The 17,483-nt window shown below is 56.9% G+C and carries 13 protein-coding genes and 1 tRNA gene; 10 read left to right on the top strand and 4 right to left on the bottom strand.

Features of this window, described 5'->3' with window-relative positions; all coding sequences use genetic code 11:
• Positions 1 to 659: 659 nt before the first annotated feature.
• On the bottom strand, positions 660 to 1,112 hold the full coding sequence (tnpA, locus tag FHS27_RS14860; RefSeq protein ID WP_184305704.1) for an IS200/IS605 family transposase: 453 nt from the start codon (positions 1,110 to 1,112) through the stop codon (positions 660 to 662).
• A gap of 161 nt (positions 1,113 to 1,273) precedes the next feature.
• Here tnpA and FHS27_RS31405 point away from each other — a divergent pair, with 161 nt between their 5' ends.
• Positions 1,274 to 1,396, top strand: coding sequence for a hypothetical protein (locus tag FHS27_RS31405; protein WP_261363934.1), 123 nt, complete (start codon positions 1,274 to 1,276; stop codon positions 1,394 to 1,396).
• Positions 1,397 to 1,747: 351 nt separating this feature from the next.
• Here FHS27_RS31405 and FHS27_RS14855 read toward each other — a convergent pair.
• Positions 1,748 to 1,821: transfer RNA gene (locus tag FHS27_RS14855), tRNA-Arg, on the bottom strand.
• 292 nt (positions 1,822 to 2,113) lie between these two features.
• On the opposite strand from FHS27_RS14855, the gene FHS27_RS14850 reads away from it, so the two are divergent.
• The 8 genes from FHS27_RS14850 to FHS27_RS14815 all read left to right on the top strand — a co-directional run bounded on the left by FHS27_RS14850 (position 2,114) and on the right by FHS27_RS14815 (position 13,562).
• The gene (locus tag FHS27_RS14850; RefSeq protein ID WP_184305703.1) at positions 2,114 to 4,588 is read left to right on the top strand and encodes a type IA DNA topoisomerase; all 2,475 of its coding nucleotides are present in this window, start codon (positions 2,114 to 2,116) and stop codon (positions 4,586 to 4,588) included.
• 191 nt (positions 4,589 to 4,779) lie between these two features.
• Positions 4,780 to 5,787, top strand: coding sequence for an ABC transporter permease (locus FHS27_RS14845; RefSeq protein WP_184305702.1), 1,008 nt, complete (start codon positions 4,780 to 4,782; stop codon positions 5,785 to 5,787).
• Entirely contained in the window at positions 5,784 to 7,187 is a 1,404-nt protein-coding gene (locus FHS27_RS14840) for a hypothetical protein (RefSeq protein ID WP_184305701.1), read from the top strand. The genes FHS27_RS14845 and FHS27_RS14840 overlap by 4 nt, the downstream gene beginning before the upstream one ends.
• A gap of 79 nt (positions 7,188 to 7,266) precedes the next feature.
• Positions 7,267 to 8,967 carry a serine/threonine-protein kinase gene (locus FHS27_RS14835; RefSeq protein ID WP_184305700.1) on the top strand — a complete coding sequence of 567 codons (1,701 nt, stop codon included), beginning with the start codon at positions 7,267 to 7,269 and terminating at the stop codon, positions 8,965 to 8,967.
• Entirely contained in the window at positions 8,964 to 9,263 is a 300-nt protein-coding gene (locus tag FHS27_RS14830; RefSeq protein ID WP_184305699.1) for a hypothetical protein, read from the top strand. The genes FHS27_RS14835 and FHS27_RS14830 overlap by 4 nt, the downstream gene beginning before the upstream one ends.
• A gap of 201 nt (positions 9,264 to 9,464) precedes the next feature.
• Positions 9,465 to 10,961, top strand: coding sequence for an Asp-tRNA(Asn)/Glu-tRNA(Gln) amidotransferase subunit GatB (gene gatB / locus FHS27_RS14825; RefSeq protein ID WP_184305698.1), 1,497 nt, complete (start codon positions 9,465 to 9,467; stop codon positions 10,959 to 10,961).
• Positions 10,962 to 11,553: 592 nt separating this feature from the next.
• Positions 11,554 to 12,423 (top strand): hypothetical protein, encoded by an 870-nt coding sequence (locus tag FHS27_RS14820; protein ID WP_184305697.1) that lies wholly within the window; start codon positions 11,554 to 11,556, stop codon positions 12,421 to 12,423.
• A gap of 194 nt (positions 12,424 to 12,617) precedes the next feature.
• Positions 12,618 to 13,562: an NAD(P)-dependent alcohol dehydrogenase gene (locus FHS27_RS14815; RefSeq protein ID WP_184305696.1), complete on the top strand. Its 945-nt coding sequence runs from the start codon at positions 12,618 to 12,620 to the stop codon at positions 13,560 to 13,562.
• Here the strand turns inward: FHS27_RS14815 and FHS27_RS14810 are convergent.
• On the bottom strand, positions 13,537 to 13,983 hold the full coding sequence (locus tag FHS27_RS14810) for a DoxX family protein (protein ID WP_246419814.1): 447 nt from the start codon (positions 13,981 to 13,983) through the stop codon (positions 13,537 to 13,539). The two genes, FHS27_RS14815 and FHS27_RS14810, sit on opposite strands and share 26 nt — an antisense overlap.
• Positions 13,984 to 14,093: 110 nt before the next feature.
• Here FHS27_RS14810 and FHS27_RS14805 point away from each other — a divergent pair, with 110 nt between their 5' ends.
• On the top strand, positions 14,094 to 15,185 hold the full coding sequence (locus FHS27_RS14805; RefSeq protein ID WP_221225122.1) for a DUF1570 domain-containing protein: 1,092 nt from the start codon (positions 14,094 to 14,096) through the stop codon (positions 15,183 to 15,185).
• A 5-nt stretch (positions 15,186 to 15,190) separates the two neighbouring features.
• Here the strand turns inward: FHS27_RS14805 and FHS27_RS14800 are convergent, their stop codons facing one another.
• Positions 15,191 to 17,482 (bottom strand): site-2 protease family protein, encoded by a 2,292-nt coding sequence (locus FHS27_RS14800; RefSeq protein ID WP_315854574.1) that lies wholly within the window; start codon positions 17,480 to 17,482, stop codon positions 15,191 to 15,193.
• Position 17,483 lies beyond the last annotated feature (1 nt).

Here is a 17,483-nt window from a genome sequence, read left to right as displayed (position 1 = left end):
GCCCTCCGGGCTCGGATGTGAGGTAACTATGGTCCGGTGGCTGACGCCACCGGCAATGAATCTTTCGCCCTCCGGGCTATGCAGTTATCTCAAGGGCCGAGCCCGGCTGAACTCGAGGGCGGAGCCCAGCAGAATCCCTGCCGGTGGTGTCAGCCACCGGTTTCAAAGCTCGAGCCAACCAAGGCCGGCGGCCGACACATCATGAGACTGAGGAGTTGACCATGTGTCGCCCTCCGGGCTCGGATGTGAGGTAACTATGGTCCGGTGGCTGACGCCACCGGCAATGAATCTTTCGCCCTCCGGGCTATGCAGTTATCTCAAGGGACGAGCCCGGCTGAACTCGAGGGCGGAGCCCGGCAGAATCCCTGCCGGTGGCGTCAGCCACCGGTTTCAAAGCTCGAGCCAACCAAGGCCGGAGGCCGACACATCATGAGGTTGAGAAGCAGACCATGTGTCGCTCTCCGGGCTCGGATGTGAGGCAACTATGCTCCAGTGGCTGACGCCACCGGCAATGAATCTTTCGCCCTCCGGGCTATGCAGTTATCTCAAGGGACGAGCCCGGCTGAACTCGAGGGCGGAGCCCGGCAGAATCCCTGCCGGTGGTGTCAGCCACCGGTTTCAAAGCTCGAGCCAACCAAGGCCGACGGCCGACACATTCTCTACTCCCAGATGTACTTTGGATCGTACTCGACATTAGCCCGTTTCAAAATCAGCAGGAATTCGTCCTGAAACGATTGCTTGCGATGATGTTCCACCTGACCTTCGATGTAAGCAATGACGGAATCCTGCTGCGACGGACTGACGGTAAACGCTCCATATCCGTCCTGCCAATGAAACTTCATTCCCGCATCACGAGATTCGTTGATGTGCTTACTGGTGTTTGCTTTCAGTTTGCCAACAAAGTCGGACGCGGCCACTTTGGCCGGAATCCGGATGAGTAGATGAGCGTGATCGTGGTAGCCACCAATGCGGATGGCGAAACCGTCGAGATTCCGTGCGATGCCTGCCATGTATGCCCACACGGATTCTCGGAACGTATCGTTTTGCAGGAACGGCCGGCGTTCTTTGGTACTAAAAATGATGTGGTAGAGAAGTTGTTGATGGGCTGCCATGTGTCGCCCTCCGGGCTCGGATGTGAGGTAACTATGGTCCGGTGGCTGACGCCACCGGCAATGAATCTTTCGCCCTCCGGGCTATGTCGTCAACCTAATGGCGGTGCCATGAAATACCAGAAATCGTTGACCATTGATCACACACCCGCATCACGCAAATCATGTGGATTGACAATCTCGCCCCCGACGTTCAGGAATACTTTCTGTTCGTTCCCAACACGGTCAATAGCCGCGACCCAATCAAGGCAGCCAATATCCGCCCCGTCGCCAAGACGCTCAACTAGAAACAGCGACGTTAGCGCTATCAACAATGTGAAGAGCGATCAAAGACTCTCAACCTGATAACCCGAGCCAGACATGAACCGTCTGGTTCGGTGGTTCGGAAACAGTCGGCCTGGTTGCACGCAGCCACTTTGTGAACAGAGAGCGCGTTAGTTCGCAGAGACAAAACCGTCGAGACGGACGCTGGCTCATGCGAATCCGGATCGGCCGACTTCGAAAGAGAGGTTTCAGGCAAATCACCGAAACTTAGAAAACGCTAGCAACACGGCGTTTATTGACCGGCCAGAAAAAGCCGATGGAGCCCCTCACGGTGCGAATGGGCCGGGAAAGCAACTTTCGCCAATTGTGAAGAATACACCCGGAGGGATTCGAACCCCCAACCCTCGGTTCCGAAGACCGATGCGCTATCCAGTTGCGCCACGGGTGCGTGTTTCTTTGTTATGCGGTGTGGTTGCCGCACCTGCACATGATGTACTTTTTTTGCTCCAAGAGCAAGTGTCTTCGAGGCGTTCCTGGCGGGAACTCTCTGAATCGCGGACGGGATGATCCGGCTTGCTGGATTGGGCAAGCCATGTACATTTGATAAACGTGAGGTGGCTTGCCTCCCGAACTCGAGCGGGGATTATGCCGAGCGTCGGCATGTTTGGCAACTGGGGCTCGGCGAGAGGTTCCACTATCGCTCGTGACCTCGTTCGTGAACCGGAAACAAAGGGATTGTGGTGAAGGTGATTCTGGCCGAAAAGCCTTCCGTGGCGAGAGACTTGGCTTCGTTTTTGAAAGCGTCGAAGCGACACGACGGCTATTTCGAAGGCGGCGGGTACCAGGTCACGTGGGCGTTCGGGCATTTGGTCGAATTGAAAGAGCCGGGCGACTACGATCCGTCGCTGAAACGGTGGACGCTCGAATCGCTGCCGTTTGTTCCTGAAAAGTTTCAACTGCGTCTTCGTGGCGACGACGGGGCCAAGAAACAGTATTCGGTGATCAAACGATTGTTTCGCGATGCGAACTCGTTGATTTGTGCGACGGACGCGGGGCGAGAGGGCGAACTGATCTTTCGCTACATCATGACGCTGACCGCGTGCACCAAAAAACCCGCGGAACGATTGTGGCTCAGTTCGTTGACTCCTTCCGCGATCGCGGCGGCGTTCTCATCGATGCGGCCACTGTCGGACTACGACAATCTTTATGCGGCGGCAAAGTGTCGGAGCCAAGCGGACTGGGTCGTCGGGCTCAATGCGACCCGTAACTACACGGTTCGTTACCGCGGCGGACTAAGCCGTGGGAACTCGGACGACGGAGAATCACCTCGGGTTGCGTCCGGATTACTGTGGAGTCTGGGACGCGTGCAGACTCCGGTGCTCGCGATGATCGTACGCCGCGATGACGAGATCCGAACGTTTCGGCCGGAGCCTTTTTGGGAGTTGCTAACGAAATACCGCGATGTTCAATTCCGACATACCGGAAAGCGGTTCGACAAAGAAGAGGACGCGCAAACACTGCTTCAAACGGCCGCCTCGCATCCGCTTGAAATTCGCAAAATCACGAGCCGGACTGAAAAGTCACAACCACCTCAACTGTATGATTTGACCGAGTTGCAACGGGACATGAACCGTCGATTCGGAATCTCGGCAGCGGACACCTTGGCGGCCGCTCAATCGCTCTACGAAGCAAAGCTGATCACGTACCCGCGGACTGATTCGCGATACATCAGCAAAGACATGCGGAAAGACATTCCGGGTGTGATGAAGCAACTGAGTTCGCTGAAACCGAAGGAGATCGGCAAACTCGACCTGAAGGCGTTGCCGTTCACCGGCCGAATCGTCAACGACGCGAAAGTAACGGATCACCATGCGGTGATTCCGACGGGAGCAAACGCGGGCGTGCTGGCCGATCGGCAACAGAAAGTTTATGACGCGATCGTGGTCCGTTTCATCGCGGCGTTCTATCCGGCATGTGAAAAACAAATCACGACAGTGGATGCGGCGGCGGGCAAGGTCGACTTTCGTGCTCGCGGCGTTCGCGTGGTCGTCCCCGGTTGGACGGAACTGTACCCACGCAAAACGAAACGTGGCGATGACGGTGAGGAACAGCAAACCCTTCCGGACTTTTTTAAAGGCGAAAGCGGGCCACACATGCCTTTCGTCAAAGCCGGCGAAACCTCTCCGCCCAAACACTTCACCGAAAACACACTGCTCGGTGCGATGGACACGGCTGGAAAACTGGTCGACGAAGCGGAACTGCGCGAGGCATTGAAGGAAAAGGGATTGGGAACGCCGGCGACCCGAGCGGCCACGATCGAAACGTTGCTGAACCGAAAATACATCGCTCGCGAGAAAAAGAACATTGTCGCGACCGATTTGGGGCGATATCTCGTTGCGATCGTTCGTGACCGAAACCTAACGTCGCCGGAACTAACGGGCGAATGGGAAGCAAAGCTGAAACAGATCGAAAACGGAAAACTGTCAGCGGACGTTTTCATGCGTGAGATCGAGGATTACACGCGTGGAATCGTTGAGAACAGTGCTTCGGTATCGATCGACCACAGCATCTACGGGCCATGTCCACGTTGCGGCGAACCGGTGATCGCGGGCAAGAAGGCGTTCGGGTGCTCGGGTTGGAAAAAGGGATGTCGGTTTGTGCTTGAACCGACGTACCGCAACGCGGATTTGTCGATGGCCCAGGTTCGCGAACTGCTTCAAATCGGAGCGACGACCACTCCGTTGGTGATCGATGATGGGGCGCCGTTCCTTTTAGGAATGTCCGAAGGAGGCTGCGTTGTCGAAATCCCAGTGCCGACGGGAAATGAGCAGGACGGAGATGACAAAGCGTCGGGATCGAAACGTACAGAAAAGACCGATCGTGGGCAAACAAAAGGAACAGCCAAACGAACGACCACAAAATCGTCCAGCCCCGCATCCGCATCCGCATCCGGAGACAAACCGATCGGCGCCTGTCCGTTGTGTGGCAGTCCCGTGATTGAGCAATCGAAATCGTACAGTTGCAGTCGGTGGCGTGACGGATGCGGGCTGACGATTTGGAAATTGATGTCAGGCAAAAAGATTTCGATGACGAACGTGAAAAAGCTGTTGAAAAAGGGCGAGACTCCCGTCATCAAAGGTTTCAAATCCAAGGCGGGCAAATCGTTCGAGGCGAAGTTAAAACTAGTAGAAGGAAAGGTGCGTTTTGATTTTTGAAGGGACCGGTGGTGTTATTGGTGGAAAGTTACGAAAGCAAGCAGCCGTTTGAGGCACGCATGGCCCCATCGGTGGCGATGCTTTTTGCGTGGCAAAGGATCGACCATCATTCGTGTCTTTGGGATAGAATTGTCGTTCCGTCTTGATTTGCCTCCTACCCTTCCCGCCTCCTCGTCTTCCTATCTCTCCAAATGAAGCGTTTACTCAGTCTTTTCGGCCCGATGCTCGCGTTGTTGATCGTAGTGGTCGTGTTCGCCATCGCGGAATGGATCACGGGGACGGAAGGCAATTTCGCATCGATCTCATCGGCTCGCCTGGTTGGCGTGCAGAGCGTGAAGATTGGGATCGCGGCGTTGGGCATGACGCTGATCATCATCAGTGGCGGCATTGATTTGTCAGCGGGAACGGCGGCGGCGATGTGTGGGTGCGTCGCGGCGGTTTTGTTAGACCATGGCTATTCGATCTATTTCGCGGTGTTTGTCGCGGTGGTGTCGGGTGCCGCGTGCGGATTATTCAACGGGGTGTTGATCGCGTCGTTGCGGTTGGTGCCTTTCATCATCACGTTGGGATCGATGACGATCTTTATGGGGATTGGAAAATTCCTGTGCGATCAAGGAGGCACGATCACACCGCCTCGTGAGACGATTCCGGATTGGTTGCGAGCGATGGTGACGCAGTACCCCGATCCGATGTGGATCCCGTACGCGTACCCGTTGCCGAATTTCGGTTGGGGCGTGTGGTTGGCATTGTTGCTATCGATATTGGTCGCCGTAGGACTGCACAAAACAGTGTTCGGTCGCCATGTCTTTGCGATCGGATCGAGCGAAGCGACGGCGCGACTCTGCGGCGTGCGAGTCACGCAAACGAAGATTCTGGTTTATGTGATCGCAGGTGCGTTGTTCGGGTTGGCGGGGTGTGTCGACATTGCGAGGTTAGAAAAGGGCGACGCCACGGCGGGCATGGGTTTGGAACTCGAGATCATCGCGGCAGTCGTGATCGGCGGTGGGTCGTTGCTCGGTGGACGCGGCAGCATCGTGGGGACGTTATGCGGTGTGGTGATCATGGGTGTCATCAATCTCGGGTGCACGGCATTGGAACTGGAAAACCAAGTTGAAAATATCTTGCTCGGTGTGATCATCATCGGCGCGGTCTACGTGGACCGACTGCGGAGTGTGCGATTCTCGGGAGGCGAGTCATGACGCAAAAGAACCAACGCATCCTCGGTCTTGTTTTTTGGGGCATCGTATTCGCCGGCGGACTGACGTGGATGATCGGCAGCAAGACGGTAGAAAACACGAACTCGATCGAGGGAGTTCAAACAACCGAAAACGCGACCGAAAGCCCCGCGTCGTTAATCCTCGGTTCGTTGTGGACGACTCAAGAAACGTTTGAGATTGCCGATCCAACGGGCGTCGTCCGGGTCGGCGACGTGGTGTTCGCACCCGACCCTCAAAGCAAACCGACGGACCGCAAAGACAGCGAGTCGCCACCCGAGAAACCGACATGGCATGAGGTGGGATACGTCACCTCAGTTCGCAAACCGGTGGAACAGAACGACAATAAAAGCGCTGTCATCGACAAAGCCAATCGACTGACGGTGACCATGTTCGAACCTGACGCGTGGTCGAAAACGGCAACGTTCACGGTGCATCGCAACAGTGGTCGTTTGGAGGACGTGGTCGAGACGTTGGTGCCGCCGGAAAAACGCGAGCAATTGCAACTGAAACTGTCTCTCGCATTTGAGGCTCACGCGAACGCCATCGCACGCGAACTGGTTCCGCTGGTCGTCAAATCGGCGCAAGCGACCGTGCCCCTGATCGAAAGTGCTGTCACCGAATCCATCGCGAACCACGAGGCGGAGATCGACGCCTTGGTCGGTCTATACCGCGAAGAGATCGTGCGTGAGCGGATCGTCCCATTGGTTCGGGAGGAGGTGCTGCCGATCGTTCGTAAACATGGCCAGGAACCTGCCGAATCGATCGGTCGCGAAGTATGGAACCGCGCGTCGCTGTGGCGGTTCGGCTGGCGAGCGATCTATGACAAATCACCGTTGCCCGAGCGAGAACTCGTGGTCGAAGAGTGGCGACGGTTTGTCGACGACGAGGTGGTGCCGATCGTCGAAGACCATCTCGACGAGATTACCTTTGCGGTGGAAAATATCGTGAAGGATCTCGCCGCGAACGACACGCTCCGTGAAGAACTCTCCGAGGTCATTGGCACGATCGCCAATGATCCCGAAGCACGCGAATTGTTGCGGACGATTTTGCGTGAATCGGTCGTGGACAACACACGCATTCGACACGCGTGGAGTCAGGTTTGGTCATCGCCGGAGGCAAAAGCGGGACTTCGCCGGGCGGGCGAGCGAATCGAACCAGTGCTACGTGAGATCGGTGACGAGTTGATGGGCACCCGTCGAGGTGGGATCGAACCGGGGTTTGCGCGACTTTTGCGGAACCAAATTCTGGCGAAAGACCGAACGTGGATCACAATCACACCGGGTGGGGGAGATATGACGGGAGACGAACCGATTCGTTTAACAGAATCTCGTCGATTCATGCCTTACCCGGTGGTGTATGTTGTGCAGAATCATAACTTGTAGTGGGGCGTCGTTTGTGATCACGTTTTACGCTGAAAATTTCCGCCGAAAGAATCCTCCTCTTTAGCCCTCAGACAGCCCGTTGCCACGCAGCCGACTCGGACCGCTCGCCATTGAAACGCCGTTGGGATCCAACCCAACGAGCAAGGACGCGCGCGTCTGGAGAGCGGTGCACGTATCGCTTCGCAAGAGTGTCGCGGTGCGAGTCTTCCATGTCGCGTTCGGCGGGACACTCGAATCGCGTACGCAGTTTGCCGAAGAATGGTCTCGGTTAAAGAAGCTCGACCATCCGGCGATCTGCAAATGCTATGGCGGCGGTTTCGAAGACAGCGAAGCGTATCTGGCGCACGAGTTGATCGAAGGACCGACGCTCACGGATGAGATCGCCAAACGCTGCCGGCTGCCTTGGGAGAGCGTTCTGGATTTTGCCGAACCGATCACCGACGCATTGAATTATCTGCACACACGCGGGATCGTGCACGGACGATTGGGAGCGGACAAGATTATCATCGCGGGACTCAGCCCGGTGCTGGTTGACGTTCGCGGCGAAGACGGCAGCGCTCCGTTTCGTGACGGTCCGTACCATTTCCAACGGCCGCCGTCGCCCGAACAGCTCAAACGTCGTCCACCGGAGGCCCCGGGTCTGCATGACCAAGTCACCGCGCGGAGCGATTTGTACATGCTCGGTGCGTTGCTCTATGAAGCACTCACGGGCGCACCGCCGATCAGCGGTTCGACGATTCAAGAAACGACCGCCAACCTGGAATACCAAACCCCGACATCCGTGGCGTCAACGGTGATGGACACGCCCGTCTGGATGGACCGACTGGTGATGCAGCTGCTGTCGAAAGATCCAGCCGGACGTCCGGTTTCCGCCGAGGCGGTCAAACTGCAACTCGGCGAAGTAAGACGCCGGGCGATGTCGCGAAGTGGTGTCGCCGAACACGCCTCGAGCGGGTTCAGTCCGCTCGCGGTAACCAATCAAGCCGACCGCGAAGAGGCTCGCGTGCTGCTCGGCAAACACGCGTCAACGGAACCTGCGAAACAAGTCATCGACGCAACACCCTGGCACGATAAAGCATGGGTGCTATTGCCGGTACTCGGTTTGTTGTTGGCGATGTTGGTTTGGGTTGCCTGGCCATTGAACGAAGACACAATGCGTCAACGGGCCGAAAAATTGCTCGACGAAGGCACTCGCTCGTCCATGTCGCAAGCCCGAATCAGCTATCTCGAATTGATGGTTCGTCAGTATCCCGAAGGGGAACACGCCGCGTGGGCGTCGGAACAAATCGATCGCGTTGAAATGCTGGAGGCGGAACACGCGTTGACTGTTAAACTGAATCGCAACCTCCCGTTGAAGAACGAAGCCGAACGGTTGTGCGCCGAAGCGATGCGGTTTGAAAAGTTTGGCGACAATGCGACTGCGGTCGACAAGTACCAAAGCCTGATCACGTTGCTCGGTGACGAATCGGACGCCGACAACAGCAAATTCGACGATTACCGGCCGTTGGTGAATTTGGCGAGAAACAAGATCGCTCGGATCTCCGCCGCTGATACCGATCAGAGCGAAGCGGCTCGGATCATTTCGGCCAAGATCGAAGAGGCCGACCAGTTGTATCTGCAAGGTCGCACGATCGCGGCGAAGAAGATTTGGTACTCAATCGTTGAGTTGTACGCCTCCAATGCTGCCGTGGCGCCGTTGGTGAAAACGGCCCAAGATCGACTTGCCGAAACGTCCGCTGGCGGGGCCGCGAGAGCCGACCAACGAGAACCGCTCCAATGAGTGATTCTCGTACAAAAGGATTTGTCATCGCTCCTGGAAATGTCGCCCCGCGGTATCTCCGCGAACGCCTCGAACTCGTCTCCGGTGGCCGCGAGTTAGAACAAAGCCGATGGGCGGTTCTGACCGTGTTGTTCATCGTGACCGGCGCCTTCGGATTGCCGCTGTTATGGCGGAGCGACCGTTTTTCGCGGATTGAGAAGTGTTTCTGGGGCGTGATGGTGACCGTGTACACGGTGGCGTTGTTCTATGGAATGTTCTTAATGGTTCGGTGGAGTGTCGGGGATGCCGTGAAGTAGCCGGATCGGTTATTTTGGGCGACGAAACCGGATTTCACCCGAGTCCCCTCGCCGCGACTACGCCGAGCCTGCCGTCAACGCAGGCATTCGCGAATCACCGTCGCCGCCCGGACGAACACATCCGGTGAAACGTTCCGGCGGCCTGAATCAACGGCGTCGGAATCGAATCACGGCTAAACACATTACCGCAGCAGGATTCCCATGCCGACGACTCAGACACTCGCAGCGAACAAATATCCCGTCACCGTGATCATCGGGTTAGAAGTTCACGTTCAACTGAAAACGCAGACCAAGTTGTTCTGCGGCTGCACGACTCAATTCGGAATGCCCGCCAACAGCCAAGTGTGTCCGGTTTGTTTGGGAATGCCCGGTGCCCTGCCCGTGATGAACCGTGAGGCGATCAAGCTTTCCGTGCGAACCGGGCTAGCGTTGAATTGCGATATTCCGCCGCTGACAAAATGGGACCGCAAACAGTACTTCTATCCCGATTTGCCGAAGGGATATCAGATCAGTCAATTCGATTTGCCGATCTGTGCGGACGGGTTTGTTGAGATCACCGACCCGGCGAACCCGGACGCGATCCGGCGAATCGGAATCATCCGGGCTCACCTCGAAGAAGACGCGGGCAAGAGCATGCACGATGAATCGTCGGGCGTGTCGGATTCCAAGATCGACCTGAACCGATGCGGCACACCGCTGCTCGAGATTGTCAGCCAACCGGACCTCCGTTCGGCCGATGAAGCGAAGGCGTATTTGAGTGAATTAAAATTGCTGCTGACTCACCTCGGGGTCTCCGATTGCGAAATGCAGCAAGGCAGCCTGCGTGTCGATGCGAACGTGAACTTGCACATTGACGTCGACGGCAAGAAGGTGGCAACGCCGATCGTCGAAGTCAAAAACCTGAACAGTTTCCGAAACGTCGGTCGGGCACTCGATTACGAAGTCGAACGTCAACTGATCGCATGGGAAGACACAGGCGAAACAATCGATGACGCTCCGAAGCGAACGTTTGGTTGGGACGATGTCAACGAACGAACGTTTGCTCAACGTGAAAAAGAAGAGTCCGCCGACTACCGATACTTCCCCGACCCGGATTTGTTGCCGGTTCGTTTGCCTCGAGAGTGGGTGGAAGAACTCGGGCAAACGCTCGGTGAGCTTCCCGCTGCAACCCGCACACGTTTGCAGGATCAGTTTGGTTTGAAGACGTACGATTCTGACGTGATCGTCAACCAAGGTCCCGCGGTGATCGAATACTTCGAAACGGCTGCGACGCGCAGTGGCGATGCTCGCAAGACATCGTCGTGGATGCTGCAAGACGTGATGCGAACGATGAAGGAACGCGACCTGAATGCGAAATCGTTTCCGATTCCGGCCGAGCGTCTCGGCGATCTCGTTCATCAGATCGTCGACGGCAAACTCGACAACGCACGCGCCCGAGACGTCTTCGAGTATTTGCTCGAACATGACGACAGCGTCGACGCGGCGCTGGCGGCGCTCGGTATCGAATCGGTAAACGAAGACGATATCGTTGACTTGTGTCGTGAATTGCTCGCCGAGAATCCACAAGTGATCGCCGACGTCCAAGCCGGCAAACAGCAAGCGGTGGGCGCGTTGATCGGCAAGGCACGGGGCAAGAACCCGAACGCCAATCCGAAGGTCGTCCGCCAAACTTTGTTGGACTTGATCGCTCAATCCTAACGATCTGTGAGGCCGTTGGGCTCAACGGATGGTTGTGTATTCTCGCTCGCATAAGCCATCACAACAGAGACAGATGTGACGTGCTCGGCTCATCGTCGACGCCGAGCCGAGCGCGGGCGTTTGGGGAATCGGTGTCGCCGGCGACGCTGTTTCGGCTCGAAATTGGTCCTCAACGCCTTAAAAAGGCACGCTCATTTTACACGTGTTTTTTTGTATCCGCCTTCGGTTTTTCGTGCGATTCAGTGCCCGCATGCCCCAACGGCGAGCCTGCTTTCTGTAATCGCCCCATAAGCGGACAGAGCCACGATCGGTTCAGTTCACCGGATTCGGAAACGCTGCCCACGCCGGAGTTTGCACTCAGTTGACGCTCGGCGGTGAATGGGCAGGAGCGGCGATTTGATTGACACCAGATCGCGGGTCGAGGAGAATCGTTCCACGGATCTCGCGGCAGTTTCAGGAATGCTTCTCGACGACTCCGCAGCAATGAGCTAGCCCCTTTTCGTGCCCATCGCGAACTCGGCATAGCGATCTCGATACGAGTTCTTATATATTTTTACTCAACGTTGCTGCCTGGTTCCTCGGGAGACCACGAATGAATTGGCGGAGTGCAGAAAACTATAAACTGATCGAAGAACTCGAGTGGCCCGATCTTTGGGACGACTACGAGCGAGCGGTGAGTGTCTGTATCGGCGCCCATGACGAGCCTATGAAACGGTTTGGGATCAAGGATGCCGATGGCGGACGCCTTTTACAACAATTGCGGTTGCTCGATCCGAGCGGCGAGTGTTTGTCTCGAATCAAACGCTCGCAAGATTCGCTGCATCGCGCCGAGGGCAAGTTACGTAGCAAGATGGAGCTATTGCCTGACGATTGGCGTTCGGACAAAACGTTCCATCGCATGTTGTGTGTTCTGAACATCCGCGACTGTTCGATCTACAAAGAGATCTGCTCCGCGTTCGACAAGATGCACGTCGACAATCGCTCCCTCGTCGACCTGATCGCTCTCTCTCGAACACGCATGGGTTTTCCCGTCGCACTGAGCCTGGTCGTGAGAGTCGGTACCAAGGAGGCACGCGGAACGCTGCTGAAGATCGCGAAGAATGTCCAGGGCAACGAAGCCAAAACGGCACTCTTGAATGACGCGGCGGTTGCAGTGTCGGTCAAGATCCAAGACCGGCACGTCATCCCGGTCCTGGTGAACCGACTGACGACGGTCTACGCTCGCTCGCAGGAGAACCGAGACGAACAGGCCGCCGCGATCATCGCTGATATTCTCAGCGTTATCGAGAACACCCGCGAAGAACTCGCGCCGAAGTTGCTACAACAACTCTCGGCCCTCGGTTGCAGCGAAAACAAATCCAACCCACAGTTGGGCATCGAGCAATCGATCATCAATCGCGACCTCAGCCCCATCCGGGAAGCGGCCCAGCAAGAACTCCAACGCCGCCGCGTGGCGTCCTAAGTTTTTGAACAGCGATCGCTGTTCGTACTCAGAAGGCGCTGATGAAATCAGGCGCGTCCTACCGCACCGCTGGAATCATGGACACTTTGGCGTGACCATTGAATTGGCACGGCAATCGCACGTTTGCGTCAACTTCGGCCACGCGATGTTGGCGAGCCGTTGACTGCGAACTGTTCTTACGGGAGTGCTAACCGATGCATGCGATTGTTTATGACGACTATGGAGACGCGAGTGTTTTGCACGCCGATGAAATTCCCACACCAGAACGATTGCCGGGACAAATTCTGATTGAAGTCCATGCGAGCAGCGTGAACCCGATCGATTACCGTTTGCGGAGCGGTGAGATGAAAGGGCTGCTACCAGGAGGTTTCCCTCGTGTTCCGGGTTATGACGTCGCTGGGATTGTCGCCGACTGTGCCGACGATGCTCCGTTTCGCGTCGGTGACCGCGTGATGGCTTTTTTGACGACGGCCCGTGGTGGAGCGTGTGCCGACTACGCCGTATGCGCCGTTGACGCCGCCGCGAAGTTGCCTGACGACATGTCGTTTGAACTCGCCGCCGCGATGCCGTTGGCGGGAACGACGGCACTGCAATCACTTCGCGACCACGGACGCATGGAACCGGGCGACCGTGTGCTCGTCAATGGAGCGAGCGGGGGCGTCGGAATGTTCGCGGTGCAGATCGCCAAAGCCTATGGCTGCCATTGTGATGCGGTGGCCAGTGGCGACAATCGCGACTTTTGCATGTCTCTCGGTGCCGACCATTTTTACGACTACGAAAAGGTCGACTTCACCGAATCGAGCGAACGGTGGGACGTGATCTTTGATGCCGCCGGAAAGTCCGGTTTCTGGGACGCTCGCGACGTCATGAATCCAGGCGGTCGTTACGTCTCCACCGAACCCGACGTGAAGGGAATGCTGATGACGGCATTGACGTGGCCGTTCTCGAAATCCGGAACCGTCATGCTCGCACACCCTCGCTCGGATGATTTGAAGGAACTGATTCGGCTCTACGAAGCGGGCAAACTAAAAGTGACCATCGACAGCCGGTTCGCGATCAGCCAGTGCGCCGACGCACACCGCCGGGTCGAGTCAGGCGTCGACCGTGGAAAGGTCATTCTTTCTCGGACCGAACAGTAACGTCTGCGTCAGCGCGAGCGGTCTCGTCCTCGCGATGCGACGTCGTAGGCGTCGGTCGCCGCAGATCGCTCGCGTAGGCAACCCACGCGATCAGAACAAACTGCATCGGTAGGCGGGCGTAGATTAAGAACGCCGGAATGTCGGGATACTGCGACGTGTTCAATGCCATGTGGATATTGGCGGGGAAGACCGCGATCAAGAGTGCGACCAGCCCCCAACCTGCGGGGCGTCGAAGACGCGTCACGAGCACCCCCACTCCGCCGAAGATTTCGAAAAATCCCGACACCGCAACCAGTTTGGAAGGCATAGGAAACGACGGCGGCATGATTCGCAAATAGACCTCGGGGTTGACGAAGTGATTGGCCCCAGCCGCTACAAAGAGCACGGCGAGCAAGCCAAGCGAGAATTTTCGTGCGGTCATGACCATGGTGCGGAGGCGCTTTTGTTGGCGATGCGTTACAATGCGGACGTTCGTCGGGACGGTTGTTCCCACGTTATCTATTATGCCTGTTCTGCCCCTCGCTCATCTGCATGCGTCAACCAAGCATTCTCACACTGCTGCTGTTTCTTGTGACTCTCACCGCGATGGCGGGCGAAACATGTGGTGATCAAATCGTTTTTCGCGGATTGCGTGATGGCAAACTGGTCGGCGAGAAGCGCGTCGTGGATGGCGAGATTCTCGTCGAAGCGGTCGACGGTGGCGTCATGTTACAAGGTGACGACGGGCGGATCTGGTCGATTCAACCGGAGCAAATCACGCACCGAGAAGAGGGCCCACCACCGAAACCGATCGACGCGGACGAAGTCGAACGGAGAATGCTGGCAGAATTACCACGCGGGTTCACGGCGTTCCACACGTCGCACTACGTCATTCTGCATCAAGGGAACACGGAATACGCGAGGGACGTCGGGACCTTGTTCGAGTCGCTGTACCGTGCGTTCTTCACTTATTGGAAAAACCAACGGGTCGCGTTGGACGAACCGAAGTATCCGCTCGTGGCATTGGTTCTCAAGGATCGAAACGAGTTCCTGAAATTTGCGGGCGAGGAGATCGGAGAAACGGCACAAAGCGTCATCGGTTACTACCATCTCGAGAGTAATCGAATGACGACGTACCGGGTCGCGAACATCGAACGAAACATCGCAACGATCATCCACGAGGCGACACATCAGATCGCGTACAACTGCGGATTGCAAACACGGTTTGCGGACAATCCGATGTGGGTCAGCGAAGGGCTCGCGATGTTCTTTGAGTCGCCGGACCTGAGCAACCCGCGTGGATGGCGTGGCGTCGGCCGCGTGAACACGGTCAACCTGCGACGATGGCGACGCTACCAACCACGACGGCCTGACGATTCGCTAGTCACGATGATCGCTGACGACTCTCGATTCCGATCTTCGGCGACGGCGGAAGACGCGTACGGCGAGTCTTGGGCGATGACGTATTTCGCGATCCGAACGATGAAGAACGAATACATCGCTTACTTGCAAGAACTAAGCAACGGCGAGCCACTGCGTGAACGATCCGGTCGCGAAAGGATCGAGATGATCGAATCGGCGTTCGGGATGCCCGTTGATGAACTCGACGACAAATTCGTTAACTACATGACACGCGTCCGCTGAGCGACCTATCGGAATCGAAACACGCCCGCGAGCCCCTCGACGACGCGTCGCCAGATGCTCTGCGGAGGCGTCGAGATGTTCACCCGGCCGCTGCCACCGACCAGCCAAGTTGGCATGCGTCTCGAGTCCGTTTCTGCAGTGGTCGGTCCATCGATCGTAACGGTGACCAAGTACCGCGTTTGCGGAGTCCAACGAGCACGTGCAGCATCGGGGTGATCGCGGCGAATCGAATCGAGTTGCGGGTCAAAGGCTTCTTCGGAAACCTCGCACACCGTTCCCCGAAACCGATCACTCGGTGAAGCGTCCCAGATCACGACCGCGGGTGCTCCCACGTCGATCCGATTTGCCTCTGCGGCGGTCACGGCGATCTCCGCAACCCAAGAATCCTGCGACGCGATACTGAGTAGTTCGGTACCAGATTCAAAATAGCACCGCAGATTTTCCGGGTCCGTCGGCTTCCCCGACCATGACGCCAACCGCACATCCGTTCGCGCTGTCGTCGGCAGGTGCTCGCCATCAGGATCGAGAAACGAAGCATCGAGTTCACTGGTGTCCGAATTTGCGGCTTTCAGGTTCCCGGCTGCGGCGATGATGACACCGGATCGTGGGGCGGTGATCGATAGAGCGGCAATTTTCTTCTTGATCGCGGCGACATCATCATTCAATTGATCGAGCATCTCTTCGGCCGCCGCGAGGTGCTCGGCGGCTTCCGGTACGAGAGCCTGAGACTTGCGCAGCGATTCGATTCGAAAGGTTTGCTGCTCAAGACGCCCCTCGGCATCAATCAGTTTCTGTGCGAAAGAGGGGTTATCTAATCGTGCGAGAAGCTCACCTTTTTCGACGCGTTCGCCCGGCCGCGCAGCCATCTCGACCAGCCCGCCGCCCGATACGACGTACACACGAGTTTCATCGTGTGGCACCATTCGCGATTGAGCAACAACGCTTCGGGGCAACTCGATGAACCCGCAGGCGACGATCGAGCTAACAACGATCGCGGTCATCACTAGGCGAGACATCTTGATTTTTCTTCGCATCGAGGGGTTGGATAGGAATTTTCGCAGCGGAACAAAACCGGCAATCAACATCGTCACGATCGCCATGACGGCCGCGAATTGACCGATGACTTCGAGACCGTGCGGTCGCAGCACGTACCAAATGAAGCCGATGATCGTGAACACTAACAACCACCGATACGCAAACGCCGCGATGGCATAGATCAGCAGCCACGTCGAGCCATCGGCGCGTTCGAGCGTGGGACGATCATCCACAACTCCGAGACAAACGCGTCGCAACAACCCGGTGAGTCGACGATTCGCTCGCGTGCCGAGATTCGGAACATCCGTAAGATCCGAGAGCAGGTAGTAGCCGTCATAACGCAACAACGGGTTGGCGTTGAAGAACAACGTGCTGACCCCGCAAACCGCAATCACGTGCGAAGCCACTGAGTGGACGAGCCCCGCAGCGGTCGACAGCCAAACCCAAACCGCGACGGATGCGATCAGGACTTCCGTCGCGATCCCGGCCAATGCAACTGCTGCTCGCTTCCATCGACTCGCCAGCATCCATGACTGCGACGTGTCGCAGTACAACGCGGGAGTGAACACCAACAACATCGGACCGATCGTTTGACAGCGTGCGCCGAAACGTTCCGAAACGGCAGCGTGCCCAAACTCATGTGCGACTTTCGTCAACCCGATCACAAACGCCAATATCAACGCGTTCTGCATGGTCAGCCACTCCGAGGCCGCCGGCAACTCGCTGACATAGCGTTCACGATGAACGATCATCGCAACCAACGAGACAACCACGAAGCATGCCGCGATGGTGACTCCGACGGTGGACAATAGCGGACGCGAAATCGGATTGATCCACCGCATCACCGGCGCTGGATCAACTCCTGGGAAACGAACGAACAACCACTGCGATGCGACGGAAAGCCAGCGTTTCCGGCGTTCTTCATCGGATCTTTCTAACAACGCCACGCCCTGCCCGACGGACCGCGAGACCGTTAGCCCACTTTCATGAAATCGGAACAGTAATGCGTTGATCTGAGCCGGCGTGACGCGGCGGTTGGGATAGCGAACCTGATATTCGTCACGCAAATCATTGAGCGAACACTCACCGTCGAGACGGCACAGAAGAAAAAACTCGTCCTCTCTCAACCGATGGTATCTCCCCGCAACCGGATCGTGAACGTTCACACTCGCGGTGTGGCGATGCGATACCCGAACGGCTTTCAAACCGACCTGATGCCGAACGCCGAGAGAACGATCCGTGGATGAAGTGGGCCCGTTCACG

It is taken from the genome of Aporhodopirellula rubra (assembly GCF_014192335.1).
Lineage (GTDB): Bacteria > Planctomycetota > Planctomycetia > Pirellulales > Pirellulaceae > Rhodopirellula > Rhodopirellula rubra.
This window is presented reverse-complemented; position numbering and strand designations above follow the sequence as displayed.

What these genes read in the sequence shown, in the direction of transcription:
- FHS27_RS14810 (WP_246419814.1), bottom strand. Translation starts at nt 13,983, where the DNA reads ATGACCGCACGAAAATTCTCGCTTGGCTTGCTCGCCGTGCTCTTTGTA.
- FHS27_RS14830 (WP_184305699.1), top strand. Translation starts at nt 8,964, where the DNA reads ATGAGTGATTCTCGTACAAAAGGATTTGTCATCGCTCCTGGAAATGTC.
- gatB (WP_184305698.1), top strand. Translation starts at nt 9,465, where the DNA reads ATGCCGACGACTCAGACACTCGCAGCGAACAAATATCCCGTCACCGTG.
- FHS27_RS14815 (WP_184305696.1), top strand. Translation starts at nt 12,618, where the DNA reads ATGCATGCGATTGTTTATGACGACTATGGAGACGCGAGTGTTTTGCAC.
- FHS27_RS14805 (WP_221225122.1), top strand. Translation starts at nt 14,094, where the DNA reads ATGCGTCAACCAAGCATTCTCACACTGCTGCTGTTTCTTGTGACTCTC.
- FHS27_RS14840 (WP_184305701.1), top strand. Translation starts at nt 5,784, where the DNA reads ATGACGCAAAAGAACCAACGCATCCTCGGTCTTGTTTTTTGGGGCATC.
- FHS27_RS14820 (WP_184305697.1), top strand. Translation starts at nt 11,554, where the DNA reads ATGAATTGGCGGAGTGCAGAAAACTATAAACTGATCGAAGAACTCGAG.
- FHS27_RS31405 (WP_261363934.1), top strand. Translation starts at nt 1,274, where the DNA reads ATGTGGATTGACAATCTCGCCCCCGACGTTCAGGAATACTTTCTGTTC.
- FHS27_RS14845 (WP_184305702.1), top strand. Translation starts at nt 4,780, where the DNA reads ATGAAGCGTTTACTCAGTCTTTTCGGCCCGATGCTCGCGTTGTTGATC.
- tnpA (WP_184305704.1), bottom strand. Translation starts at nt 1,112, where the DNA reads ATGGCAGCCCATCAACAACTTCTCTACCACATCATTTTTAGTACCAAA.